Annotated in this window: 20 protein-coding genes and 1 pseudogene; 11 read left to right on the top strand and 10 right to left on the bottom strand. The window is 67.1% G+C overall.

Features of this window, described 5'->3' with window-relative positions; all coding sequences use genetic code 11:
* Nucleotides 1-79: 79 nt before the first annotated feature.
* A complete protein-coding gene (locus tag ACV095_RS10790) occupies nt 80-832 on the top strand; it encodes a lytic transglycosylase domain-containing protein (protein ID WP_018771012.1) in 753 nt (250 codons plus the stop codon).
* Nucleotides 833-907: 75 nt separating this feature from the next.
* On the opposite strand, the gene ACV095_RS10785 is transcribed toward ACV095_RS10790, so the two are convergent.
* Both ACV095_RS10785 and ACV095_RS10780 read right to left on the bottom strand, forming a co-directional pair.
* Entirely contained in the window at nt 908-2,074 is a 1,167-nt protein-coding gene (locus ACV095_RS10785) for a cytochrome P450 (RefSeq protein WP_478221797.1), read from the bottom strand.
* A gap of 201 nt (nt 2,075-2,275) precedes the next feature.
* The gene (locus tag ACV095_RS10780) at nt 2,276-4,348 is read right to left on the bottom strand and encodes an SGNH hydrolase domain-containing protein (protein ID WP_134165395.1); all 2,073 of its coding nucleotides are present in this window, start codon (nt 4,346-4,348) and stop codon (nt 2,276-2,278) included.
* Nucleotides 4,349-4,621: 273 nt separating this feature from the next.
* Between ACV095_RS10780 and ACV095_RS10775 the strand changes: the two genes are divergently transcribed.
* From ACV095_RS10775 to ACV095_RS10760, 4 genes are all read left to right on the top strand, one after another.
* Nucleotides 4,622-5,197, top strand: coding sequence for a ribosomal eL19 family protein (locus ACV095_RS10775; protein WP_134165394.1), 576 nt, complete (start codon nt 4,622-4,624; stop codon nt 5,195-5,197).
* Nucleotides 5,198-5,240: 43 nt separating this feature from the next.
* A complete protein-coding gene (locus tag ACV095_RS10770) occupies nt 5,241-7,376 on the top strand; it encodes a bifunctional polysaccharide deacetylase/glycosyltransferase family 2 protein (RefSeq protein ID WP_261377335.1) in 2,136 nt (711 codons plus the stop codon).
* A gap of 99 nt (nt 7,377-7,475) precedes the next feature.
* Entirely contained in the window at nt 7,476-8,369 is an 894-nt protein-coding gene (locus ACV095_RS10765; RefSeq protein ID WP_134165392.1) for an SMP-30/gluconolactonase/LRE family protein, read from the top strand.
* A gap of 15 nt (nt 8,370-8,384) precedes the next feature.
* Nucleotides 8,385-9,416, top strand: coding sequence for an aldo/keto reductase (locus ACV095_RS10760; RefSeq protein ID WP_134165391.1), 1,032 nt, complete (start codon nt 8,385-8,387; stop codon nt 9,414-9,416).
* A gap of 32 nt (nt 9,417-9,448) precedes the next feature.
* Here the strand turns inward: ACV095_RS10760 and ACV095_RS10755 are convergent, their stop codons facing one another.
* From ACV095_RS10755 to ACV095_RS10735, 5 genes and pseudogenes are all read right to left on the bottom strand, one after another.
* Complete coding sequence (locus tag ACV095_RS10755) at nt 9,449-9,691, bottom strand: hypothetical protein (RefSeq protein WP_056390165.1); 243 nt, start codon at nt 9,689-9,691, stop codon at nt 9,449-9,451.
* 8 nt (nt 9,692-9,699) lie between these two features.
* Nucleotides 9,700-11,133 (bottom strand): flotillin family protein, encoded by a 1,434-nt coding sequence (locus ACV095_RS10750; RefSeq protein WP_056390168.1) that lies wholly within the window; start codon nt 11,131-11,133, stop codon nt 9,700-9,702.
* Nucleotides 11,134-11,399: 266 nt separating this feature from the next.
* On the bottom strand, nt 11,400-11,699 hold the full coding sequence (locus ACV095_RS10745) for a hypothetical protein (protein ID WP_478221796.1): 300 nt from the start codon (nt 11,697-11,699) through the stop codon (nt 11,400-11,402).
* A 113-nt stretch (nt 11,700-11,812) separates the two neighbouring features.
* A pseudogene (locus ACV095_RS10740) lies at nt 11,813-12,586 on the bottom strand (SDR family NAD(P)-dependent oxidoreductase).
* Nucleotides 12,587-12,685: 99 nt separating this feature from the next.
* Nucleotides 12,686-15,289: an excinuclease ABC subunit UvrA gene (locus tag ACV095_RS10735; RefSeq protein WP_478223444.1), complete on the bottom strand. Its 2,604-nt coding sequence runs from the start codon at nt 15,287-15,289 to the stop codon at nt 12,686-12,688.
* A 184-nt stretch (nt 15,290-15,473) separates the two neighbouring features.
* On the opposite strand from ACV095_RS10735, the gene ACV095_RS10730 reads away from it, so the two are divergent.
* Nucleotides 15,474-16,298: a DUF1206 domain-containing protein gene (locus ACV095_RS10730; RefSeq protein ID WP_018771000.1), complete on the top strand. Its 825-nt coding sequence runs from the start codon at nt 15,474-15,476 to the stop codon at nt 16,296-16,298.
* 47 nt (nt 16,299-16,345) lie between these two features.
* Here ACV095_RS10730 and ACV095_RS10725 read toward each other — a convergent pair whose 3' ends face one another.
* Nucleotides 16,346-17,146 (bottom strand): MBL fold metallo-hydrolase, encoded by an 801-nt coding sequence (locus tag ACV095_RS10725; RefSeq protein ID WP_478221795.1) that lies wholly within the window; start codon nt 17,144-17,146, stop codon nt 16,346-16,348.
* 226 nt (nt 17,147-17,372) lie between these two features.
* Between ACV095_RS10725 and ACV095_RS10720 the strand changes: the two genes are divergently transcribed.
* Entirely contained in the window at nt 17,373-18,113 is a 741-nt protein-coding gene (locus ACV095_RS10720) for an SGNH/GDSL hydrolase family protein (protein ID WP_018770998.1), read from the top strand.
* Between the two features lie 36 nt (nt 18,114-18,149).
* Here the strand turns inward: ACV095_RS10720 and ACV095_RS10715 are convergent, their stop codons facing one another.
* Both ACV095_RS10715 and ACV095_RS10710 read right to left on the bottom strand, forming a co-directional pair.
* Nucleotides 18,150-18,884 (bottom strand): SCO1664 family protein, encoded by a 735-nt coding sequence (locus tag ACV095_RS10715; protein WP_478221794.1) that lies wholly within the window; start codon nt 18,882-18,884, stop codon nt 18,150-18,152.
* 25 nt (nt 18,885-18,909) lie between these two features.
* Nucleotides 18,910-19,542 carry an MSMEG_4193 family putative phosphomutase gene (locus ACV095_RS10710; protein WP_142073092.1) on the bottom strand — a complete coding sequence of 211 codons (633 nt, stop codon included), beginning with the start codon at nt 19,540-19,542 and terminating at the stop codon, nt 18,910-18,912.
* Between the two features lie 159 nt (nt 19,543-19,701).
* Between ACV095_RS10710 and ACV095_RS10705 the strand changes: the two genes are divergently transcribed.
* From ACV095_RS10705 to ACV095_RS10690, 4 genes are all read left to right on the top strand, one after another.
* Complete coding sequence (locus ACV095_RS10705) at nt 19,702-21,090, top strand: sigma 54-interacting transcriptional regulator (protein WP_018770995.1); 1,389 nt, start codon at nt 19,702-19,704, stop codon at nt 21,088-21,090.
* Between the two features lie 14 nt (nt 21,091-21,104).
* Nucleotides 21,105-23,105, top strand: a complete 2,001-nt coding sequence (locus tag ACV095_RS10700; RefSeq protein ID WP_478221793.1) for a vWA domain-containing protein — start codon at nt 21,105-21,107, stop codon at nt 23,103-23,105.
* A gap of 74 nt (nt 23,106-23,179) precedes the next feature.
* On the top strand, nt 23,180-23,797 hold the full coding sequence (locus ACV095_RS10695) for a dihydrofolate reductase family protein (protein WP_377204693.1): 618 nt from the start codon (nt 23,180-23,182) through the stop codon (nt 23,795-23,797).
* Between the two features lie 61 nt (nt 23,798-23,858).
* Nucleotides 23,859-24,797, top strand: coding sequence for a 5'-3' exonuclease (locus ACV095_RS10690; protein ID WP_478221792.1), 939 nt, complete (start codon nt 23,859-23,861; stop codon nt 24,795-24,797).
* Nucleotides 24,798-24,837: the final 40 nt, after the last annotated feature.

Genomic DNA, 24,837 nt, shown 5'->3' with positions numbered 1-24,837 from the left:
ACGATGTTCCCGGGCGCTGCATGGCCGGTTGGGAACCGGCTCGTCCTTCAGCCCTCGCGGTTGATGGTTTGATTAGTCAGTGCTCCGTGTAAAACGCTTTGTTGTTTTCAGCCTGTTTGTCGTTTGCATCAGCACTGCTGTCTCCTTCTGGCTCATCCGGCAGCCAGGCGCGGACGCCCGGGTGGCCTTTTCCGCACCGCCGCGGGCAGGGGCAACTTTCGCACTCGGCCCCGCCGGCATCGACACCGCCGTCAACGTAACACGCAGCCCGGACGCCCAGTGGCTGCTGGAGGCTTCCACCCAGACCGGTATCCCTGCCCGGGCCCTGCGGGCCTACGTTGGTGCCGCCGCCACGGCCAATGACGCCACCCCGATGTGTCGAATCGGCTGGAATACTCTGGCTGCTGTCGGCTTCGTCGAATCAGCCCATGGAACCTATGGCGGCGGCCGCCTGGACAGCAACGGCCATGCGAGCGGGCCCATCGTGGGACCAAGCCTTAACGGCGATGGATTCGCCGCCATCGCGGATACGGATGGCGGCGCCCTTGACGACGACGCCCGGTGGGACCACGCGGTGGGGCCGATGCAGTTCATTCCCTCCACGTGGCGGCTTGCAGGAAGGGACGGGAACGGGGACGGAACAGCGGACCCGTCCAACATCGACGACGCCGCCCTCAGCGCGGCCACATATTTGTGCGCCCACGGCCGGGACCTCACAACCCCGCAGGGGTGGGCAGACGCCATCCACTCCTACAACCAGTCCGATGCCTACATCCGTCAGGTGCGGGCCCAGGCGACCGCTTACGCCGCAGAAACGGGCACCCCCGAATGATGCCGGGCGGCTGGCGGTCGCAGTGCCGGCTTCAGGTGCATACGGGGTCTCCCCGTGGACTCGGCCGTCCGTGCGTCAGGCAGGCTGCCACCTGACGGGAAGTGCCTTCAGTCCGTAAACGATGGTGCTTTCCATCCGCTCCAGTTGCGCTTCATGAGCCAAGGAGAGCCCAGGCAAGCGGGCCAGCAGTGCCTCCAGCGCAATCCTGGCCTCCAGCCGGGCAAGGGGCGCGCCGAGGCAAAAGTGGATGCCGTGGCCGAACGCCAGATGACGGTTGGGGTTGCGGTCAATGTCGAACTCCGCCGGCCGCTCGAATTGCTGCCCGTCGCGGTTGGCGGACCCGATCCAGGCAACAACCGGTGCCCCGGCCGGGATTCGCTGATCGCCCAAAATCGTCTCCGCCACCGTCACCCGGTACATGGACTGGACCGGCGACCGGAACCGCAGCACCTCTTCGAGGGTTTGGGGAAGCAGGGCCGGCTCCTTAAGGACACGCTCGAGAGAGCCCGGCGACTCAGACAAACATAGAACGGCGTTGCCGATCAGGTTGGTGGTGGTCTCATTGCCGGCGACGAGCAGCAGGCTGCAGAAGCCGAGCAGTTCAGGGACCGTGAGCTTTTGGCCGTCAATCTCGGCAGACAGCAGGCTGCTGATCAGGTCCCTGCCGGGGCGGCTCCTGCGTTGGTCGATGAGGGCCAGGAAGTATTCGATCATCTCTGAGGCGGTTGCGTCCTGCCCGTCGCTGGCCGGGCCAGTGCGGGTTTGGCTGACAATCACGTCGGACCATTGCTTGAAACGCTCGCGGTCCTCCGCCGGGATGCCCATGAGCTCGGAAATCACGATGACCGGCAGCGGGTACGCCAATTCCTTGATCAGGTCGCCGCTCCCGCGGGCCGCGATCCCCTCCAGGAGTTCGTCCGTGAGGCCGGCGATACGTGGAGCCAGCGCGTCAACGGCCTTTGGCGTGAAAGCCTGTGTCACCAGGGAGCGCAGCTGCCGGTGCCTCGGGGGATCGGCGGTGATGAGGCTTGAGGCGAAGAGCTGGCCGGAGCCGGACGGATTTTCACCGCCCATGCGGGATGAGAACGTAGCGTGCTCGGACAGCACCCGCTGAACATCGTCATACCGGAACACGTGCCAGCTCCCCGATTGGCCGTCCTGGAAGACAGGAGCGGCTGCACGCATTTGTTCGTAGTGGGGAAAGGGGTCGAGCGGATAATCAGCAGCCTGTGTGACGTCCATGGTGGCCTCTCTGCCTCCTTGGCGCTCCCGGGGGCACGGCGGGCGCCAAGGCCTCAAACGACTGAGCGTGGAACCTTGATCCTAACCAAAGCCTGCGCCTGGGTCATCAGTCCGGCCGTCGAAATCCCTGGCCGTTACTGAAGTCTGGCTGTCAGCGGGCCCCGCCGCCGTCTGTGGGATTGCCGGAACCGCAACAGACACCTACCCCAGGCGTAAGGCGACGGCGAGGTCCGGTCCCAGTGACTTCGCGAAGGTATTGGTCATGTGGTTGTCCCGATAGACCAAGACGTTCCCGATGACAGCCGGGCAAAGGCCGTCCCGGCAAAAGAGCCTGGAGAGGTCAACAATTTCAATGCCTCCAACCCGGCGGGCCGCCCCCACAAGCGCGTCATCCCCGCCCGCAAGGGCCTCCGAGGCAGGCGTGGCGCAAGCGCCGTGGTCGGCATACTTTTGAATGCATTCCACCGGGTTGCCCTGTGGATACGGCAGGTCCGCGACGACCGCGACCCGCAGTCCCGCAGCACGCAGCCGGGAAAGGGTCTGAACATAACCCTCGACAAGCGGGGCATCCGGCGCCCAGGACCACCCAAGAGCCTTTTTGTAACCGGGCTCGCGCATCCCGGCAACCAGGACGAGGTCCGGTTTTCCTGCCGCGATTCTTTCGGCTGTTACGGAATTTTGGTTCGAACAGTTGGCGTAGAGGGTGGTCTCGGACCGCGGCGGAGTCAAGGCAAACGGGCAGCCGTTCCGCACCAGGGCGTGGATTCTCAGCGGGATCTTCCGGGATACGGCAATGAGGGGGTCAACAAACTGGCCGGCGTGTGAATCCCCGACAACCACAACAACAGGCGCATCCTGCTGTGCCACCGAACCGAACCAGCAATCAGTGTCAGGCACCACGGCGGGGTCGTAAACGCCGCAGGCCCCGGCGCTGGTGGCAGGTACATCCTGCATGGCGACCGAGGGATCAGGGCGGATGGGGAGGCCGGCAGGTACCGGCGCGGGGCGGGTGGACCACGCCTGGGCGCCGGGGTAATCGTGGTCCGACAGTTCGGTCGACAGTTGTGCGCGCTTAATCTCAATTACCTGCCACGGCGCCCACGCTGCAACGGACACCACCATCGCGCCGCACAGCGCCATCGCGTAAGTCCGGCGGTACACGCTCCAGCCAGCATGCCCTGAGCGGTGCCGGAAGCGTTGTTCCACCAGGTGGTAGGAGGCTACGGCGAGGACAAGACTGAGCAGGGCGAGAAGCAGCGCTTCCCTGATGCGTGGCGCGCGGCCCAAGAGCGCGACAGCGAAAACGATGACGGGCCAGTGCCACAGATACAGGGAATACGACACGTCTCCGACGAGCGTCATGGGCCGGATGGCAAGGAACCTGGAAGCGGACCACGGAACGGCTGATGATGGAGGGCCAGTGCGCAAGAGGATGGCGGTCCCGAGTACTGGGATGCCGGCGATGCTGCCGGGGAAGGCAATGTCAGTACTGAAGAGAAAAGCGGGGACGACGATGGCAGAGACGCCCAGCCACCCGCTGACCGCTGCAAGCCGGCCGGACGGTTTCGGCAGTGCCGGCAGGAGAGCGGCGAGCCCGCCGACGGCGAGTTCCCAGATCCTCGTCGTCGTGGCAAAGTACGCGATGGTGTGTTCATGGTCGCTCAGGTAGATGCTGTAGACGAACGACGCCAGGGCAGTCACGGACAACGCCGGGACGATGAAGCGGCCGGGCGGCTTGCCTGTGGCGAGCGCCGCGGAGATCAGGCCAAGGAAGAAGAACGGGATGACGAGGTAGAACTGCTCCTCGACGGCAAGGGACCAGAAGTGCTGAAGGGGAGACACTTCCTGCGTTGCGCCGGCGTATGAGACTGCGGACAGGGCCTGATGCCAGTTTTGTACCTGGAGCAGCGAGAACAGTACATCGGAGGAGATGTTCTGCCAGCGGCTTTGGGCAAGCAGCAGCATTGCCCCGGCCAGGACTGCAACCAAAACAACGGCCGACGCCGGAAAGAGGCGGCGGATGCGCCGTGCGTAGAACTCGGGAACGGAGATTGACGCGTTCTTTGACGCTTCCCTGGCAAGGGAGCCGATGATGAGGAAGCCCGAGACGACGAAGAACACGTCGACTCCTACGAACCCGCCCGGGAGGGCTTCAGGCCGAAGATGGTAGATGACGACGATCCCAACGGCCAGTGCGCGGAGGCCCTGGATGTCCCGTCTGGCCCCGGAGCCGTTGGTGCCGTGCGCCCGGACCTTAGCCGCGGCATGCCTCATTGCTTCCCCTTGTATTCTGCTGTCAACCTCCGCCCTTTAGCGGGTATCGAGGCGAGTGGGACTCGCCGAGAGGGGATTCTATCCGACACCAATGCCATGGTTGTGGCACTCGAACGCCGTTTTCGTTTTGACCGGCCAAAGTGGTGCCCGCCTTTGCCGGCGCCGGGGTGGAATGGTGACGGCCCGCCCCTGGATTTCCACCCCGCCGTTGGCCAGGGGCCGGGGGCCCGGGTTTTGTGGTAGCCAATCCGGGTCCCCTAAGGTTGATGCTCGATGAAAGCCCCTGAGAAGACTTCCGATCAGCTGCCCGCAGGTTCCCCGCGCGGACCCGTTTTTGTTGATGCCTCAGGACGGCGCCTCCGGCGGGTCCAGCTGATTGGCCTGGGGGTTCTCGGGCTGGTGGCCGGATACGTCGTCCTGGTGCTTGCCGCGTTCATTGGCGGCTCCGGGGTCTCCGCGCCCTTCCTGCCCCTTCCCGCCGCGGCAGGCCCCCACGACCAGCCGTCAATTCCGCCGTCTTCACCAGCGGCTGATTCCCACACTGCCGCAGCCTTGTCCGGCCCCGCCGCTCCGCCCGTTGAGCAGTCCCCGGCGGCAGTGCCGGTGGCCCTGGCCGCCGCACCGGCCGCACCCCCGGTGGGCGGTACCGCCGTCGCGACTTCCGCCCCTGTTGCTGCTCCGGTTCCTGCTGCGTCCACTCAACCCGGACTGAGCGGGACGGCTCCCGGTGCCGCTGGAACCGCCCCCGGCTCCAGCGGGACGGCCCCGGGTACCAGCGGTGTTGCGCCGGGGTCCAGCGGTGTTGCGCCGGGCCAGGCAACGCGGCCGTCGGCCCCTTCCCGCCAGTAACATGACCCTCCGGAACAAGGGCACCAGAAACGCAAAGAGCAATGTGCCCGCGAATGTCAGGGCCCATTGGTTCGTCCTCCTGGCCACCTTGATGGCGCTGGGGCTGGCTTTGGTGGTGCAGGGATACCTGCACCACCTGGGCGGTGCCGGCGTGGACCAGGTGCCCGTGAACCAGGCCGCCGGGAATGTCCCGGATGCCGTTTCCCACGGTGGCCCGGTGCTGGATTCCCGTGGCGGGACCGTAACGTCCGTCAGGCCGCCGGACCGGACGGTCGCCCTGACGTTCGACGACGGCCCTGACGCCCTGTGGACGCCCCGCATCCTCGACGTCCTCCGGGAACACCGTGTCCATGCGACCTTCTTCGTCGTGGGCTCCGCAGCGGTGGACAACCCGGATCTTTTGCGCCGCATCGTGGCCGAAGGCCATGAAGTGGGGGTCCACACGCTGACGCACACGGACCTCGGCCCAGCTCCCGACTGGCGCCGGGAACTTGAGGTGCAGGGCGGACAGGACGCGATTGTGGGCGTCACCGGCCGGGCCGCGTCCCTGCTGCGGCCGCCCTACACCGCCGGCAACGGGGCCATTACGGACAGCATGTGGTCCGCGCTGCGGGGGCTGGCGGATGAGGGATACCTCACCGTGCTGAGCAGCATGGACAGCAAGGACTGGCAAACGCCGGGCGCCGGAGCGATCGAGGACAATCTCACGCCGTCCGGGCCGCAGGGGCAGGTGGTTCTCATGCATGACGGCGGCGGCGACAGGGAACAGACCGTCGCCGCGCTGGACTCCGCCCTCTCCCGATTCTCGGAGCAGGGGTACCGCGTCACCACGGTCGGGGATGCGGTGGGCATTGACAGCATGCGCCCCGCATCCAGCGTGGAACAGGTTCGCGGCTCTGCGTTCGTGTGGGGCATCCGCCTCAGCGACTTCGTCGTCACGGCCATCTCGTGGGGACTCGTTGCCGCCGGCGCCGTGACTTTCGTGCGCGCCGTCCTGGTGATGTTCTTCGCTGCCCGCCACAGTCGCGCAGCGCGGCGCCTCCCCACGCCTGGTCGGGGCAGGCGCCGCGTCGACGTGATGGTGGGGCCGGCGGTCATCGAACCGGTGACGGTGATTGTCCCCGCCTACAACGAGTCCGCCGGAATTGAAGCGGCGGTCCGGTCTATCCTTGCCTCCACGCATCCGGTGGAAGTCATTGTGGTGGACGACGGCTCCACCGACGGGACCGCCGACATCGTGGAGGCTCTCGGCCTGCCCGGCGTGACCGTCATCCGCAAGGAGAACGGCGGCAAACCGTCCGCCCTGAACGCCGGAATCCAGGCCGCGGGCCACGACCTTGTTGTCATGGTGGACGGTGACACCGTTTTCGAACCGAATACAGTCCGCGCCCTCATCCAGCCCTTCGCGGACCCCCGCGTGGGCGCGATCTCCGGCAACACCAAGGTGGCCAACCGGGGAGGCATCCTGGGTGCATGGCAGCACATCGAGTATGTTGTCGGGTTCAACCTCGACCGCAGGCTGTTCGACGTCGCCGAATGCATGCCCACCGTTCCCGGGGCAATTGGGGCCTTCCGGATCGAGGCCCTCCGCAACGTCGGCGGTGTCAGCGATGACACGCTCGCTGAGGACACCGACCTGACCATGGCACTGTGCCGGGACGGCTGGCGCGTGGTGTACCAGGAGGATGCCAAGGCCTGGACGGAGGCGCCCGCAACCCTCGGCGCCCTGTGGCGCCAGCGGTACCGCTGGTGCTACGGCACCCTGCAGGCTATGTGGAAGCACCGGGGGGCTGTGCTGCAAAAAGGCGCGGCCGGGAAGCTCGGCCGGCGCGGGCTCGGCTACCTGTTTGTCCTCCAGGTACTGCTTCCCCTCTTCGCGCCCGTCGTTGATGTCTTTGCCCTGTACGGCCTGATCTTCCTTGACCCCCTGCGGATCGGGGTGCTGTGGCTCCTGTTCCTGGCGGTTCAATTCCTTATGGCTGCTTACGCGTTCCGGCTCGACAGGGAACGGCTCGGCCCGCTCTGGACGCTTCCCCTGCAGCAGTTCGTCTACCGGCAGCTCATGTACCTGGTGGTCATCCAGGCCGTCGTCACAGCAGTGGCCGGAGTGCACCTTCGGTGGCACCGGATGGAAAGGTACGGCAGCCTGCGCGTCCCGCAGACCCAACGACAGGGCTAGGGTAAGTTCGGGCCTGTGGGATCCCTGGCCCCCCGGGCCGGGACCCCGTCCCCTTGCCGGCAAGCCGGCGGCAGGTACCTGGAACGCAAAGGAGCTCCATTGGCTGACGAACTAACCACGGGCCGGCTCGAGTGCCTTTTCACGGGTTCGGTCTGGGCAGAGGGCCCCGTGTGGGTGCCGTCCTCGAAAACCGTGCGGTGGAGCGACATCCCGAACAACCGCATCCTCGAGTTCAATCCCGCCACCGGGGCCACCCGGGACTACGCGGTGGGCGTCGAGTTCACCAACGGCCGCACCCTCGACGCCGACGGCAGCGTGGTCCAGTGCAGCCACGGGCAGCGCCGGGTGGAGCGCGACCGCGAAGGCATAGTGACGGGCCTGGTGGATTCCTTCGAGGGTCACCGGCTGAACTCACCCAATGACGTGGTCATCGCCCGCGATGGAAGCATCTGGTTCACGGACCCGCCCTATGGAATCCTGCCGGGGACAAGGGAAGGCCACGAGGGTGAGCAGGAATATGGTGGCTGCCATGTCTTCCGCTTCGAGCCGGATTCCGGATCGATGACGGCCGAAATCACCGACCTGGTGCACCCCAACGGGCTTGCCTTCTCGCCCGACGAGTCCGTTCTTTACGTCGCGGATACGGCCGGTTCCCGCTATGGCGTTCCGCTGCGGATCGCAACGTACAACGTCCATGAGGGACGCTGCAGCGCCAGGACGGGGACGCTCGAGCTTGAGGACGGCCACCCGGCCGACGGCCTCAGGGTGGACGTCGAAGGCAGGATCTGGACCTCCGCCGGCCCGTCCATAAGGGTCTACTCACCGTCCTTCGAACTCCTGGACACCCTCCCAGTGCCCGAGACGGTCTCGAACCTGTGCTTTGGCGGTTCCGACGGCCAGGACCTCTACATCACGGCAACCACAAGCCTGTACCGGATCCGTACCACCACCAGGGACGCGGCTGCCCGCCACTTTCCGCCCCATAACCACTGAATACGAGGAGAAGCCATGCAGCATCGAACCCTTGGCCACAGCGGCGCCGTGGTCACCAGTTACGCGCTGGGAACCATGACCTTCGGCGCGGAGGCGACGGAGGAGACATCCCATGCCATCCTTGACAGCTATTTCGACGCGGGCGGCAACTTCATCGACACCGCGGACGTCTACAGTGCGGGAGTGTCCGAAGAAGTCATCGGCCGCTGGCTGGCCGAGCGCCCCGACGTGAGGGACAGGGCGGTGATCGCCACGAAGGGGCGCTTTCCCATGGGGACGGCACCAAACGACGTCGGAACCTCACGGCGTCGCCTGACCCGCGCCCTTGATGATTCCCTCCGCCGGTTGGGCGTGGAGCAGATCGACCTGTACCAGATGCATGCTTGGGACCCGATCACCCCGCTGGAGGAAACCCTCCGCTTCCTGGACGACGCTGTGAGCCGCGGCAAAATCGCCTACTACGGTTTCTCGAACTTCCTTGGCTGGCAACTGACCAAGGCTGTGCACGTTGCACGCAACCTGGGATGGAACCCGCCCGTCAGCCTGCAACCCCAGTACAGCCTGCTGGTCCGCGACATCGAATTCGAGATCGTTCCGGCAGCCCTCGACGCAGGAATCGGCCTGCTGCCGTGGTCGCCCCTGGGCGGAGGCTGGCTCTCGGGCAAGTACAAGCGCGACCAGCAGCCTACCGGTGCAACCCGCCTGGGGGAAAACCCCAAACGCGGCATGGAGGCGTGGCAGGCGCGCAACGAGAACCCGCGCACGTGGGCTGTCATCGACACCGTCCAGGACATCGCCGACGCCCACGGCGTGAGCCCGTCCCAGGTGGCCCTGGCCTGGCTGGCGGACCGCCCGGCTGTTACCTCGGTGATTCTGGGGGCGCGGACCACGGAACAGCTCGCTGACAACCTCGCCGCCGCCGAACTGCAGCTCAGTGCCGATGAAGTGGACCGGCTTACCCAGGCCAGCCAGCCAGAGGCCGGCGTTTATCCCTACGGACCCATGGCTGAGGAACAGCGCAGCCGGAAAATGGAGGGCGGGCGTTAGCTACACCGCGAACGAGGGCACGGTGGAAGGACCTACTCCGCGTGCTTCAGCACGTCCGGCAGCTCGTCCACATACACCGTTTGCGGCGGCTCGTAGTAGATCACCAGCACCTCGCTGCCCACCGGGAAGTCGCTGGTTTTGTCGAACGGGTGGGCGTGGAACGCCATGATGCCGCCGAGGTAGGGCAGCATGACTTCCCCGATGGTGCCCGGGCCGATGCGCCCGGTCACCCGGCCGATCTTCCCCGTCAGGCTCCGGTCAACGTCCTTGCGCATGGGCGGGCCTATGCACCGGGAGCCTTCGGCGGACGCTTGGTGTCTTCGCCCTTCCGGAGCGCTGATGCGAGGGCAGGCAGGTAGTCGCCCGCCTGTGCCAGGATGCCGCCCAGCATCTTGTTGACGCCTTCGCCGCCGTTGAGGACGGTCATGTTGCCCACGTGGGAGAAAGGCTCGGCTGCAGCGGCGATGATGGCGGGCATGTTTTCGGCAAGCTGCTGGGAGATGACCGCGTCCTGGTTGGTGCCCAGCGCTTCGGCCCGGGCCTTGATGCCGTCCGCTTCGGCCAGTGCCTTGGCCTTGATGGCGGACGCCGCGGCGTCGCCTTTGGCCCTGGTGGCGGCGGCTTCAGCCTCGCCGGTGACCTTGGTTGCTCCTGCTGCGGCGGCGGCTGCGGTGGCATTCGCCTGGGCCTGGAGTTCCGTGCGCCGCGCGTTCGCCTGCGCCTCGAGCTCGGTGCGGCGTGCCAGCGCCTCCGCAGCGCTGATATCCGCCGCCTTCTGGCCTTCAGCATCGGTGCGTTTGGCGTAGGCCTTCGCATCAGCGGGTTTGCGGATACTCGTCTGCAGCTTCTGCTCCTCACGGTCCGCCTCAAGCTTGGCGACTTCGGTTTCCTGGACCACCACCTGCTGCCGGGCCGTGGCCTCGGCGAGCGGGCCGGCCTGGGCTGCGTTGGCCCTGGCGCGTTCCGCGTTGGCCTGCGCCACGGACTGCCGGATTGCCGAAACGCTCTGCGCGTCCGCGATCAGGGCCGCAGCTTCCGCTTCCTTCTCTGCCGCCTCCCGGTTGCGGGTGGCCTCGGCAATCCGGGCCTCCATCTTCACCTGGGCAATATGCGGCTTGGCGATGTTCTGGATGTAGCCGGTAGGGTCCTGCAGGTCCTTGATCTGCAGGGAATCCACCACCAGGCCCAGCTTCTCCATCTCCACTCCGCTGGCGCTGCGGACCTGGGACCCAAGCTTGTCCCGTTCGCGGATAATCTCCTCCACGGTCATGCTGCCGATAATGGAGCGGAGGTGGCCCTCAAAGACGTTGTAGACCTGGCTTTCCATTTTGGGTTGCTGGCCCAGGAAGCGGCGGGCCGCATTTGCAATGAATGGCGGTGCGTCACCTATTTTGTAAATGACCACGCCCTCCACAATGACCTGGATGCCCTGCGACGTCACGCAGGAAACCTTGAGTTCGGTTTCATTCAATGTCAGCGAGAGCGTCCGTACCGTCTGGAGGCCGGGAAGGACCAGGGCGCCTTTACCGGTGACAATCTTGAAGTCCATTCCTGCCCTGGTCTCCAGGGTTCCCCGGGTGAGTCCGGAGATGATCAGGGCCTCGTTGGGTTCAGCCACCTTCCACATCAGCTTTGTCGCCACCCAAATGAAGACAATGGCAACAAGTACGCCCAAAACAGTGGCAATTAGCGGGAAGAACGGTGCAAAGTCCGGCATGGCCAGGTCCTTTCAATGCCGCGAAAAACGCTTCACGGTAAAACCCCAATGAATGCAGCCGTCCATTTACCCGAACCATTGGAATCTGCGCCTGGCCAGCTGTTGTAGCCAGTCTGATTGGGCCCCGGTCAAGAGTCCAGAGCCGGGCGGATATTTGCCTGCAGCAACGAAGATGGGCGTACGACGGCGGCACCTGGCAGATGCCGGAGGGGTCCGGTCAGGCGTCCGGCAGGAAAGGGCCGGTCCGTGGCTGCCGCAGTGACGGGTCAGCGGCGGTTCGGGTGTCCGGAACCCGTTCCCAGCAGTGCTCCGACTTCCGCCGAACGGTGGGCCTCAAAGACGAGGTCTGCATTGGCGCGTGTGCTGGAAAGGTAAGGAATTGCGAGGCTGGCTCCGCACCCCCGGCACCGGATTTCGTCGGTCCATACCCAGTTGTAGGCTGCGTGACGTTCCAGGACGCCCTGCATGGCGGCGGCTATGGCTGTGGTGATGGCATTCGCTGCCGCGGTGACCAGCGCTGCATCCCCGGTGTTGTGGATGGACCCAACCTCAGTGTCGATGCTCATGGTGCCTCTTCCCGCGATCCCGATGGTGCTGTCGAGCATAGTGTGTTCCGCGTCACAAGCCGGCATTGGTAAGGTCTCGGTTCCCTAACGGCGCGCCGGGGGGAGCAGTCCGGTCACGGCTCCAGGTCTGAGTCCACCACGGTGACCTCCAGGGGCATCCTGTTTGTCCGGCGCAGGCGGCCGGCGAGGACGTTGTGCAGCCCGTGGGTCACCAGCCGCCTCGTGGTCAGGAACCGGTATTCCGCTTTGTCGGACGTCACCAGCTTCACGATTGGCTGAGCGGCCTGGTCGGCACTCTGCCCCCACAGGCCCACCACCACCTGCAGTGCACCGAGACGCTGTTCGTACCCGGCCTGGGACGCGACCTTTCCCAGGAGGGCCGTCTCCACCAGGCCGGGATTCATGCCGTGCACCCGGACCCCCGTACCTTTGGTTTCCAGCCGAAGCGTCTCCGTAAACTGGCGGACCCACCGCTTGCTTGATGCATAGGCGTTCTGCAGCGCCACGAGACCGCGGTCACCCTGGCCGTAGAGGTTCACCAGGTCACCATGGCCCTGCTCCAGGAACACCGGCAGGGCAGCCCTGGCACCGTGGAAAGTGCCCAGGATGTTGGTCCGCACCACCCGTGTGAAGTCAGCCACGGGCGTCGATGCCGTCGGTCCTTAGACCCCTGGCGTGCCGGCGTTGTTGACCCAGATGTCCAGCGTCCCACGGCTGAGGGCCATGTCGCGGAGTGCGTCAACGTCCGCCGGGTCGCCGGTGTCGCAGCGTCTTCCGTCCGCCGCGATGCCTTCCAGGCGCAGACGCCCGACGGCGGCAGCAACGCCGTCGTCCGTTCTGGATGCCAGCACCACCGCCGCGCCATGCAGGCCCAGCACCCGGGCCATGGCAAACCCCAGCCCGCGGCTGGAGCCGGTCACCACCGCCACCCTGCCTTGGAGCACAGTGTGAGGGGGCATGGCCGGCCGGGAACGCATTCCTCCGTCCTACGCCTCTGCGCGGTCCGGGGCAAGGGCGTTGCCCGCTACCGTTCCGTCCCCGGCCTTCCGGTCCCGGAGGGCGGCTGCCAGGTAGGGCGCTGTGCGGCTGTTGGCTGAACGTGCGACGGCGGCGGGGTGGCCGGCGGCGACGAGCTTCCCGCCGGCGTCGCCTCCGGACGGTCCCAGGTCCATCACCCAGTCCGCGGCCGCGACCACATCCATGGCGTGTTCCACCACGATCACGGTGTTGCCGGCGTCCACCAGGCGGTTAAGCTGCGCCATCAGGAGTTCGACATCGGCCGGATGCAGTCCCGTGGTGGGCTCGTCCAGCAGGTACAGCGTGTGGCCGCGGCGGGCGCGCTGCAGCTCGGTGGCCAGCTTGATGCGCTGCGCCTCACCCCCGGACAGCTCGGTGGCGGGCTGGCCCAGGCGAAGGTAGCCCAGGCCCACTTCCTGGAGTGTCTGCAGGGACCGGGCGGCAGTGGGAACCCCGGCCAAAAAGCCGGCCGCGGCATTGACGGTCATGCCCAGCACCTCCGCAATGTTCCTGCCCTGGTAGGTGACCTCCAGGGTTTCGGGGTTGTAGCGCGAGCCGCTGCATTCGGGGCACGGACCGTAGCTGCCGGGCAGGAAGAGCAGTTCCACGGCCACGAAGCCCTCGCCCTGGCACGTTTCGCACCGTCCGCCGGCCACGTTGAAGGAAAACCGCCCGGGACCGAAGCCCCTGCTCCTGGCCGCGCCCGTTGCGGCGAACTCCTTGCGGACGGCATCGAAGAGCCCTGTATAGGTGGCCAGGTTGGAACGGGGGGTGCGGCCGATCGGCTTCTGGTCCACCTTCACCGTGCGGTCGATCCGCTCCAGCCCGGACGCGTGCCCCACACTGCCGGCACCGTCTTCGTCACGGTCCATACCTGGCTCCTCAGTCGGCTCGAGGCTGTCGTCGCTGGCCTGCCGGGACGTGCCGGCAACGTCCGCCAGGACCTTGCTGACCAGGGTGGACTTTCCCGAGCCGGAGACGCCGGTGACGGCTGTCAGGACACCAAGCGGAAAGGCCACGTCCAGGTTCCGCAGGTTGTGCCGGTTGATGCCGCGCAGATCGAGCCACCCGGAGGGTTCCCGCGGCGCACCCATGCCGGCGCCGCCGCCGTCGTCCGTCAACCCTGCTGAACCGTTTGGGAACAGGAACGGCCGGGTCACGGACCCTGCCACGGCGTTAAGGCCCTCAACGGGCCCGCTGTAGAGCACCTGCCCGCCGTCTTCGCCCGCCCGGGGACCCACATCCACCAGCCAGTCGGCTCGCCGGACCACATCCATGTTGTGCTCCACCACGAACACGGAGTTTCCGGATGATTTCAACCGGTCCAGCACCGCCAGGAGTGGTTCGGCGTCGGCGGGGTGCAGGCCGGCCGACGGCTCGTCCAGCACATAGATCACACCGAACAGCCCGGACCGGAGCTGGGTGGCAATCCGGAGCCGCTGCATCTCGCCCGGCGAGAGCGTTGGCGTGGCCCGGCCCAGCGCCAGGTAGCCCAGGCCAAGATCCAGCAGCACGCTGACGCGCTGCAGCAGGTCCCGGGTGATGGCCACAGCGACTTCGTTGGATTCGGATGACTGCTTCCGCGAGGCCGTGCCTGCCGCGGCCAGCAGGGTGGTGGGGCGGATGATCTCCGCCAGCTCGGTCATGGGCACGGCATTGAGCCCGGCGATGGTGTGCCCGGCGAAGGTCACTGCAAGGGCCTCGGACCGAAGCCCCGTTCCGCCGCACCGCGGGCACGGTCCGGTTTCCATGAAGCGCAGCACCTTTTCACGCATGGCCGGGCTCTTGGAATCGAGCAGCGTGTGCATTACGTAGCTCCGGGCGCTCCAGAACCGGCCTTTGTACGGCTTGGCCACGCGGTCCCGCTGCGGTGTCACTTCCACCACGGGCTGTTCCTCAGTGAACAGGATCCAGTCGCGGTCCTTTTTCGGCAGTTCCCGCCAGGGGGTGTCGACGTCGTAGCCCAGGTGGGCCAGGATGTCCCGCAGGTTCTTGCCCTGCCAGGCGCCGGGCCAGGCGGCGATCGCGCCGTCGCGGATGCTCAGTGACGGATCCGGAACCAGTGATGCTTCAGTGACGGTGTGGGCGGTGCCAAGGCCATGGCATTCCGGGCAGGCGCCTGCCGCGGTGTTGGGGGAGAAAGCGTCCGAGTCCAACGGGGGAGCTCCGGCGGGATAGCTGCCGGCGCGGGAGAACAGCATGCGCAGCGAATTGGAGAGCGTGGTGACGGTCCCTGCCGTGGACCGGGAAGTGGCTGTGCCCCGGCGCTGCTGGAGGGCGACGGCGGGCGGCAGCCCGGTGATCTGCTCCACCTTGGGGTTGTGGCCCTGCTGGATGAGCCGGCGGGCATATGGCGCGACGGACTCGAAGAACCGGCGCTGTGCCTCGGCGTAGATCGTGCCAAAGGCCAGGGACGACTTGCCGGAGCCCGATACTCCAGTGAACGCCACAATGGCATCCCGCGGCACATCCACGCTGACGTTGCGCAGGTTGTTCTCACGTGCACCCCGCACCCGGACGAAGCCGTCTTCGGCCTGGTCAGCCGCAAAATTCGGGTGGTCCAACTCGGTCAGTTGCTCAGCGTTCTGTTTGGCATGCACCGCTTCGACTGTAGTGGCCAACCGTGCCTGGCCGGAACTTGAGGGGACCTGTCGGGACAGCGCGGACGGATTTACACTAAAGCATTCCGTGACGCAGGCAGGCGGGGGACGCCGACCGGGGACAGAAGACCAACTACATATTGAGGAAGGGCCGGCCATGGGCAACGCGTCGCAGGGAGCGAACAAGGCAGTATCCGAGGCCGCGTCGGCGAGCCGCAGCCCCGCGGTCCGTATTCTGGCCCGTGCCGGATTTGTCTTCATCGGTTTGGTCCACATCCTGATCGGGGCCATCGCCTTGCAGGTGGACCGGGGCCAGGGTGGTGAAGCCGACCAGTCCGGGGCGATCGGATCCCTGGCTTCCAAGCCCGGCGGCGGCATCCTGCTGTGGGTCGGGGCGGTGGCCTGCGCTGCGCTTGCCCTGTGGATGCTCAGTGAGGCGTTTATTGGGGCGCGCTCCGAGACAGACTCCAAGAAGAAGCTGAAGGCTGCCGCCAGCGCCGGGGGAAAGGCCGTGGTCTTCGGTTTCCTGGCCTTCACCTTCGCCGTCTTCGCCTCCGGGGGCAGCAAGAACTCCAGCCAGTCGGCCAGTGACTTCACGGCAAAGCTCATGGGAGCGCCCGCAGGCGTGGTTCTTGTGATCGCGGTGGGGCTGGCAATCATCGGCGCCGGCGTCTATTACGCCTACCGGGGCATCACCCGGAAGTTCATGAAGGACCTGCAGGACCCGGGCAACGCCCGGACTGCCGTCAAGTGGCTCGGAACAGTCGGTTACGCAGCCAAAGGCGTGGTGCTCGCCGTCGTTGGCGTGCTGATCATCGTGGCGGCCGCAACTGCCGACCCTTCCAAGTCCTCCGGCCTGGACGGCGGGCTGAAGACCCTGGGCTCGCAGCCTTATGGGGTGTTCCTGCTGGGCGCCATCGCCGCAGGGCTCATCTGTTACGGGGTGTACTCCATGGCCCGGGCACGGTACGGAAAGTTCTAGCTTGTGCCCCTGGGCCCCTTCCGGGACCGGGATGCCCGGATGCGGCCTTACTTACGGCGCCTGCCCGGACTTGCCGAGCCGGCCTGGCTGACCAGGCCGGCTACCGCTTCGTCCAGCTGGATGCGCAGGGCCGGCCCGTGGCCGGGCAGGACAACCGGGGCGTCAACGCCCGCCAGGGTCCGCACGGAGGCCAGCGCCGCGGCCCGGTCTGAGTGATACATCGCGTGCAGCATCTGCGGACCGGACGTCCGGCTGATCGGGTGGCCGCTGACAAACGAATCTCCAACGGCGATGGCACCCGCAGCCGGAAGAAGGATTGCTGCATTGCCGGGCGTATGCCCGGGCACCGAGATGGCAACAGGGCTGCCCGGCAGGGCTTTGAGTGTGGCGTCGTCCCAGGCCTCCGCCTGCGTCGCGGGCCTGGCCGCCAGCGCGCCTGCCCTGATGGCGTGCACCATCCAGCGGAACACACGCGGCCGCCACGCTCGCCTGAGGACCTGGCCCAGGGTGACTTGGTGCTTCTCCTTCCCCTGCACATGCGCCAACTCCGCGGGAGCGCACAGGACAGGGGTCCCGAAGGACTCGGAAAAGAATGCCGCGGAGCCGGTATGGTCCACGTGGCCGTGCGTGACCAGCAGGGCAAGGGCGTCCGCAGGTTCCAGGCCCAGGTGGCGCAGCGACGCGATGACGTGGCGGCGGTCATCGGGATATCCGCTGTCAATGAGGATGAATCCCGTGCCGTCCCGCACCACTATCCAGTTGGACGCCGGCCCTTCAGCGAAATACACGCCGGGTGCCTGCTCGGAAAGGCTGGTTGCGGGGTCCCACCCCGCGGTTTGCTGCTGCACGGGTAAAAGAGTAGCCGCAGGCAGCCGCATATGGCGGATGCGGCTCAAGCCCAGGGATACCTAAGGCCCCTAAAGTTCCTGTGCAGTCGCTGTGCATCCTTTGATCCTGGTCACCTTGGCCCTACAGTATTCCCACCATTGCCTACGATGGGATACGGACAGGGGACGGATTGGCGGCGCGCAGCCGCCTCCGGCCCGCGACGATTTGCTGGCAGGAGGTGGACCGATGCACCACGGCGTGCTGCTTCAGGGACATCCTGTGTACCGGCATCCCGGCCGCGTGATAGCGGCGGGAGCAGTTGGCCTGGTCCTGGCCATAACCTCAGGGAGTACGGCCCCCACCCAGCCCCCGGCCGCCGCGGCGCCGGTCCGCGTAGTGGTAGTGGGGGACTCGCTGAGCACCGGTCACGGCACTTCGCCGCAGCAGGCGTGGCCGGCATTGATGCGCAAGGACCCGCTGGGCGCCGGCCTGGAGGTTGTCAACGCTGCCGAGAATGGCAGCGGCTACCTCAGCACAGGTGATCTTGACGGAACTTTCGGCACCGAGGTCGAAGACTTCGTGACACCGGACACCGGCATCGTGGTCTTTTTCGGTTCAGAGAATGACCTTGGCTTTGCGCCCGCAGACGTTGGCGGCGCCGCCCTGGCCGCGATGGACCGTGCGGAAGCCCTTGCCCCGGAAGCGAAGATCATCGTGGTGGGGCCGCCGTCGTACTCTGCAACCCCGGACCCCGCCCTCGTGGACATCAGCGATCAGCTAAGGGCCGCTGCCCGGCAGGCAGGCGGGGAGTTCGTGGACCCCATCGCCGAGGGCTGGATCAGCGACGATTTTGACGACCTCATCGGCCCGGACGGCGACCACCCCACGGTGCTGGGACAGCATTACCTGCTGGAGCACATCGGCGCCTACCTGGAGCAGGCGGCCCCGGCGGCGGCCGCAGCGCAAGGCCGCCCGGAGGCCCAGTGAGCGCCGGCCGGACCGGGATTTCCCGGCGCAGCTGACTCAGATCAAGGGCCACGGGTAGCGCATGCCCGTGTGGTCAACGGGAAGTACCTTGTCCTGAAGCACGCGCTGGACGCGCCGCCGGAGGGCTGCCACTTCGGCGTGGTCGAGGAGCCCGGCCACATCGGCCGGCACCGTGGTGGCCAGGGGACTGATGTCCTCAAGCAGGTCGTCCGGAATGGGGTCGCCGGCGAAGTCCCAGATCACGGTGCGCAGCTTGAACGCGGCAGAGAAACACAGGCCGTGGTCGATTCCCCAGATGTGGCCGTCAGTGCTGCGCAGTACGTGCCCACTCTTCCGGTCCGTATTGTTTGCCACGTAGTCGAACAGGGCGATCCGGGCCAACGCGGCGTGGGTCCCGGGCGAGTCGGCGTAGAGGGTGAAGTAGTGCTCCTCTGGGTCCCCTTCGACGAACCACTGCAGGGAGCCCACCCCAAGCGGCGCGTCCGATCGGACAACTGTTGGCGGAACGATGCCCCACCCCAGTGCTTCGCTGAGCAGATAGGCTGCGCGTTCCCGGCGGTACAGGCCGGCGTCGAAATCCGCGAGCGGCCGTTCCCCGGCTTCGGGCTTGTAGACCGCCCAGGCGGACTCATCCGCGCAGGAAACCTCCACCAGGAAGGTGGCGTTGCTGCCGCTCATGATGCGGCCCAGCAGTTCCACGCGGCCCTCGTTAAGGAGGGTCAGTTCCCGGCCGGACACCGCATGCCCCGTGCGGCCGCGTCCCGCGGCCATCCATCCGATGACACTCCGCACGGCATCACGGCGACCTCAGCCCGCTCAGGGGTTCCGACGTCGAATTCACCGTGAGCACGGCCGGCGCCCGGCCGTCCACGTAGGAAATCGCGGAGACCGACGCCGGGCTGATCATGATCCGCTGGAAAAGGTCCAGATGGGTGCCCAGGGCGTGGGCCACGGCCGCCTTGATGGGGTCCGCGTGGGAGAAGCACACCACCACGCCGCCCCGGTGGGCGGCGCGAAGGTTCTCCAGGGTGCCGACCATCCGGGCCTGCATCCCGGAAAAGCCCTCTCCGTTGGGGAACCGGAAGGCCGACGGATTGTGCTGGACGGTCTGCCACTCCGGCAGGCCCGCAAGGCCGGCGAGCGCGGCGCCGGTCCAGTCACCGAAGTCGCACTCCAGAAGTCCGGGTTCTTCCGTCACCGCCATGCTTGTCCGTGCCGCCGCAGGTTCCGCGGTTTCCTTTGCACGCTCCAGGGGCGAGGAGTAGATGGCCTGGACGGGCAGGCCGGAAAGGCGTTCGGCAACAGCGTCCGCCTGGGCACGGCCGCGCTCGGAAAGGTGCAGTCCCGGGGCCCTGCCGGGCAGGACAGTACCCGTGGTGGGTGTTTCGCCGTGCCGCACCAGGAGGATCAACGTACTCTCAGCAGTCATCAGCAACCAGCCTAACGCCCCGCTGCCTGCCTGCGCCCCGCCGGCACGGGCCGGGACGCCGGCTGGCTCCCTTGGCCGGCCACGCGGCATCGTCACGCTGCTTCGAGGAATCTGGAGGAAACTCTCGATTAGCCGCAGGGCGGGGACTACCGTAGAGGGGTGACTGATCGCCCCGATATCTTTACCGTTGGTGAACTGCGTGCGGCAGGCCATGTCCACAAGGACCTGCGCCACGAGATCCGCGACAATCTCCTCGCATCCCTGGCTGCGGGGCGCGACCCCTGGCCGGGTTTGTACGGCTTCGGCCGGACCGTGATTCCGCAGCTGGAGCGGGCCCTGATTGCGGGGCATGACATTGTCCTGCTGGGTGAACGGGGGCAGGGCAAGACCCGCCTGCTCCGTACCCTGGCCGGGTTGCTGGACGAGTGGTCGCCGGTGATCGAGGATTCGGAGCTGAACGAACACCCCTTTGAACCGATTACCGAACAGTCCCGCGCCCGGGCCCTGACCGAAGGGGACCGGCTCCGGATCGCCTGGCGTCACCGGTCCGAGCGCTACGTGGAAAAGCTCGCGACGCCGGATACCTCGGTGGCCGACCTGGTTGGCGACGTGGACCCGATGCGCGTCGCCGAAGGCCGCCGCCTGGGAGACCCCGAGACCATCCACTACGGGCTCATTCCCCGCTCGAACCGCGGCATCATCGCCATCAACGAACTGCCGGACCTGGCCGAGCGCATCCAGGTGGCGATGCTCAACGTCATGGAGGAACGCGACATCCAGATCCGCGGCTACGTCCTGCGGCTGCCGCTGGACGTGCTGGTGGTCGCGTCCGCCAACCCGGAGGATTACACCAACCGGGGCCGGATCATCACCCCTTTGAAGGACCGCTTCGGCGCCGAGATCCGGACCCATTACCCAATTGAACTGGAGGACGAGGTCTCGGTCATCCGGCAGGAGGGCCGGCTGGTGGCGGACGTTCCTCCGTTCATCCTGGAGATCCTGGCCCGCTATACCCGGGCGCTGCGGCAGTCTCCGGCCATCAACCAAACATCCGGCGTCTCCGCCCGGTTCGCCATCGCGGGGGCAGAGACGGTGGCCGCGGCCGCGCTGCGGAGGTCAAGCCTGCGGGGAGAGGACCAGGCCGTGGCCCGGATCATTGACCTGGAGCCCGCCGTGGAAGTCCTGACCGGCAAGCTTGAGTTCGAATCGGGCGAGGAAGGACGCGAACAGGGCGTCCTGGACCACCTCCTGCGCACGGCCACCGCCGAAGCTGTCAGGGCGCACTTCCAGGGCCTGGACATGGGTCCGCTCGTGGCTGCCCTGGACGGCCACCGGACCGTCACCACCGGGGAGCAGGTCACGGCGAAGGAGTTCCTCGGCAACCTCCCGGCCCTGAACGGATCAGGCCTGTATGACGAAATCGGCCGGCGCCTGGGTGCGACGAATGACGGGCAGCGGGCAGCCGCCGTCGAACTGGCGCTCGAAGGCCTGTACCTCGGACGGCGGATCTCCAAGGAATCCGACGACGAGGAAACCATTTACGGCTAGGCACGGGAGGCACCATGGCCATCCACAAGCGGTCCGCAAGGTACGGCCGGTACACCGGCGGTCCGGACCCGCTGGCCCCGCCGGTTGACCTGGCGGAGGCGCTCGAAGCCGTCGCCCAGGACGTGATGGAAGGCTACTCGCCCCGCCATGCCCTGCAGGAGTTCCTGCGGCGCGGCGGCCGGAACCGCGACGGACTGGACGATCTCGCCCGGCGCGTCCAGCAGCGGCGCCGTGATCTGCTCAGCCGCCACCGGCTGGACGGCACCCTGGATGAAGTGAAGAAACTCCTGGACACCGCCATCCTGGAGGAGCGCAAGCAGCTGGCACGGGACGCCATGATGGACAACACCGAACGCGCCTTCCGCGAGATGCAGCTGCAGAACCTGCCGCCCTCCACAGCGGCGGCCGTCAACGAGCTTGCGTCCTACGACTGGCAGTCAAGCGCGGCCAGGGAAGCGTACGACCGGATCAAGGACCTGCTGGGCCGGGAGGTCCTGGAACAGCGGTTCGCCGGCATGAAGCAGGCGCTGGAAAGCGCCACCGATGAGGACCGCGAGGCAGTCAACGAAATGCTCCGGGACCTCAATGAGCTGCTGGGCAAACACCGGCGGGGCGAGGACACGGAAGCCGATTTCCAGGAGTTCATGGCCAGGCACGGCCAGTTCTTTCCGGAGAATCCGCAATCGGTCGAGGAACTGGTGGATGCCCTGGCGCAACGGGCCGCCGCAGCCCAGCGGCTCCTGCAGTCCATGTCCCCGGAACAGCGTGAGGAGCTGATGCGGTTGTCGGTCCAGGCCTTCGGCTCTCCTGAGCTGATGGCCCAGCTCAGCGAGCTCGACGCCACCCTGCAGGCGCTGCGTCCCGGGGAGGACTGGACGGGATCGGAACGCTTCGAAGGACAGGAAGGCCTGGGGCTGGGTGACGGGACAGGTGTCCTGCAGGACATCGCCGAGCTTGACGAACTGTCTGAGCAACTGTCCCAGTCCTACAACGGCTCCCGGCTTGATGACCTGGACCTTGATGCCCTTGCCCGCCAGCTGGGCGAGAACGCAGCCGTGAGTGCGCGCACGCTTGCCGAGATCGAGCGCGCCATGCAGGACGGCGGCTACCTGCGGCGCGGTGCCGACGGCGACCTGCGGCTGTCACCGCAGGCAATGCGCAGGCTGGGGAAATCACTGCTGCGGGACACCGCCAGGCAGCTCTCCGGGCGCCAGGGGAACCGTGACACCAGGGTGGCCGGGGCCGCCGGGGAACAAACGGGTTCCAGCCGCCAATGGGAGTTCGGGGACGCCGAGCCCTGGGACGTTACCCGCACCATGACCAACGCCATCCGGCGCACCATGGCCGACGGCGGCGATCCGGCCCGCGGACTGCGGCTCGCCGTCGGCGACATCGAAGTGAGCGAGACCGAGGCCCGTACCCAGGCCGCCGTTGTCCTGCTGGTGGACGTTTCCTTCTCCATGGCTGCCGAGGGGCGGTGGGTTCCCATGAAGCGGACCGCGCTGGCACTGCACCACCTGGTCTCCACCCGGTTCCGCGGTGACAGGCTGCAGCTGATCACGTTCGGCCGCTACGCGCAGTCCATGGACATCGGGGAACTCACGGCCCTGCCGGCCCTCCGCGAACAGGGCACCAACCTGCACCACGGCCTGCTGCTGGCGGGGCGCTTTTTCCGCCGGCACCCCTCCATGCAGCCCGTGCTGCTGGTGGTCACCGACGGCGAACCGACGGCGCACCTGCTGCCGGACGGGGACTCCTGGTTCAACTGGCCGCCGGACGCCGGGACCATCCGCGCCACCGTTGCCGAACTGGACCGGATTGGCCGTTCGGGCGTCCAGACCACGTTCTTCCGCCTGGGCAACGACCCCGGCCTGGAGCGCTTCATCCGGCGGATGGCGCAGCGCGTTGACGGCAGGGTCCTGGCGCCGGAGGTGGGGGACCTGGGTGCCGCGGTGGTGGGGGAGTACCTCCGGGCGCACGTCCGCAGCGCCTACGCCGACGGCGACTGGTTCTGACCGGTTCTGCGGTCCGGGCTGGTCCGTGAGTCCGGGTCACTGGTCCCTTGCCGGGCTTCGCGGGCGGGAATACCATGGCCGCCATGAGCCAGTTGATGGTGGACATGATCATCACTTTGGACGGCTTCGCCTCGGGCGAGGGATGGCCTGGCTGGTGGGGCCTGGAAGGTCCTGAATATCTGGCCTGGCTGCAGCAGGAGGCCGGAGGAGACCGCACCTACCTGATGGGGGCCAACACCTACCGCCTCATGTCGGGGATGTCGGAAGATGCTGCCGCCGGGGGCACGGGATATTCGCAGGACGAAAGCACCTCCCTGACGGGTCTTGCCGCCGTTCCCAAAGTCGTGTTCTCCTCCAGCCTGGCCGCACCCCTCCGCTGGCCGAACTCCGAACTGGTGGCCGGGGACGCGGTCGAGGCCGTCCGGCAGATGAAGCGGACCCACGACGAACTCTTAAGCACCCTCGGCAGCCTCAGCCTCTGCCGTTCCCTGGTGGCAGCGGGTCTAGTGGACCGGTTCCGGCTGGTCGTCTTCCCCCTGATCACCGGGCGTACCGGACGTGAACGCATCTATGACGGCTATCCGGACGTCGCCCTGGAGATGGTGGACAGCAGGATTTTCGACGGACGCCTGCAGCTGCTCGAGTACATCCCCCGCGTCATCGACCGCCCGCCGCTCACCGGCGAACCGTAAAACCCTCGGCAACTGCCAGCCGCTGCTGCCCCGGCGGCCGATTCCGTGTCAGGATCAAGGTATGCCCCGGCGACTCATGCTGCTCGATACTGCCTCCCTGTACTTCCGCGCCTTTTACGGCCTGCCGGACAGCATCCGCCGCCCGGACGGAACGCCGGTCAACGCGGTCCGCGGGTTGCTGGACATGATCGCCAGGCTCAGCACCGACTACCACGCCACCCACCTGGTGGCCTGCTGGGACGACGACTGGCGGCCGCAATGGCGGGTGGACCTGATCCCCACCTACAAAGCCCACCGGGTGGCCGAGGCGGTTTCCGGCGGCGCCGACATCGAGGTGGTTCCGGAGGGCCTCCAGGCGCAGCTGCCGATGATCCGCCGCGTGCTGGAGCTGGCCGGCATCGCCATTGTGGGCGCGGCACACCACGAGGCCGACGACGTCGTGGGCACCTATGCGAGCCATGCCGGCTTCCCGGTGGACGTGGTCACGGGTGACCGCGACCTCTTCCAGGTGTGCGACGACGAACGGGGTGTCCGGGTGATTTACACCGCCCGCGGCATGAAGAACCTCGAAGTCATCACGGAAGAAACCGTGGTGGCCAAATACAAGGTGCTGCCCCAGCAGTATGCCGACTACGCCACACTCCGCGGAGACGCCTCCGACGGCCTGCCCGGAGTGGCGGGCATCGGCGAGAAGACGGCAGCGTCGCTGCTGCTGAAGTACGGAACCCTCGAAGGGTTGCTGGCGGCTGCTGACGAGCCGGGCACGGGCGTGTCGGCACCTGTCCGGGCCAAGCTCTCCGCTGCCTCCGCGTACCTGGAAGCAGCCCCCGCCGTCGTACGCCTGGTGCGGAACCTGGAGCTTCCCACCCTGGACCAGGCGGGCGCCCGCCTGCAGCCCGTCACGGGCGTCCGGCGCGCGGAACTGGAGCAGCTGGGCGTCGAGTGGAACCTGGGCGGCTCGGTCCGCCGGCTGCTGGCCGCGCTGGACCTGCGGCCTTAACCGGGGCCGTCCCGACCGGCCAGTGCTGGTTACGTCCTTC

The sequence above is a fragment of the Arthrobacter sp. JDC6 genome (assembly GCF_056484025.1).
The sequence above is the reverse complement of the archived record's forward strand: the minus strand, read 5'-3'. Positions and strand labels throughout refer to the sequence as shown.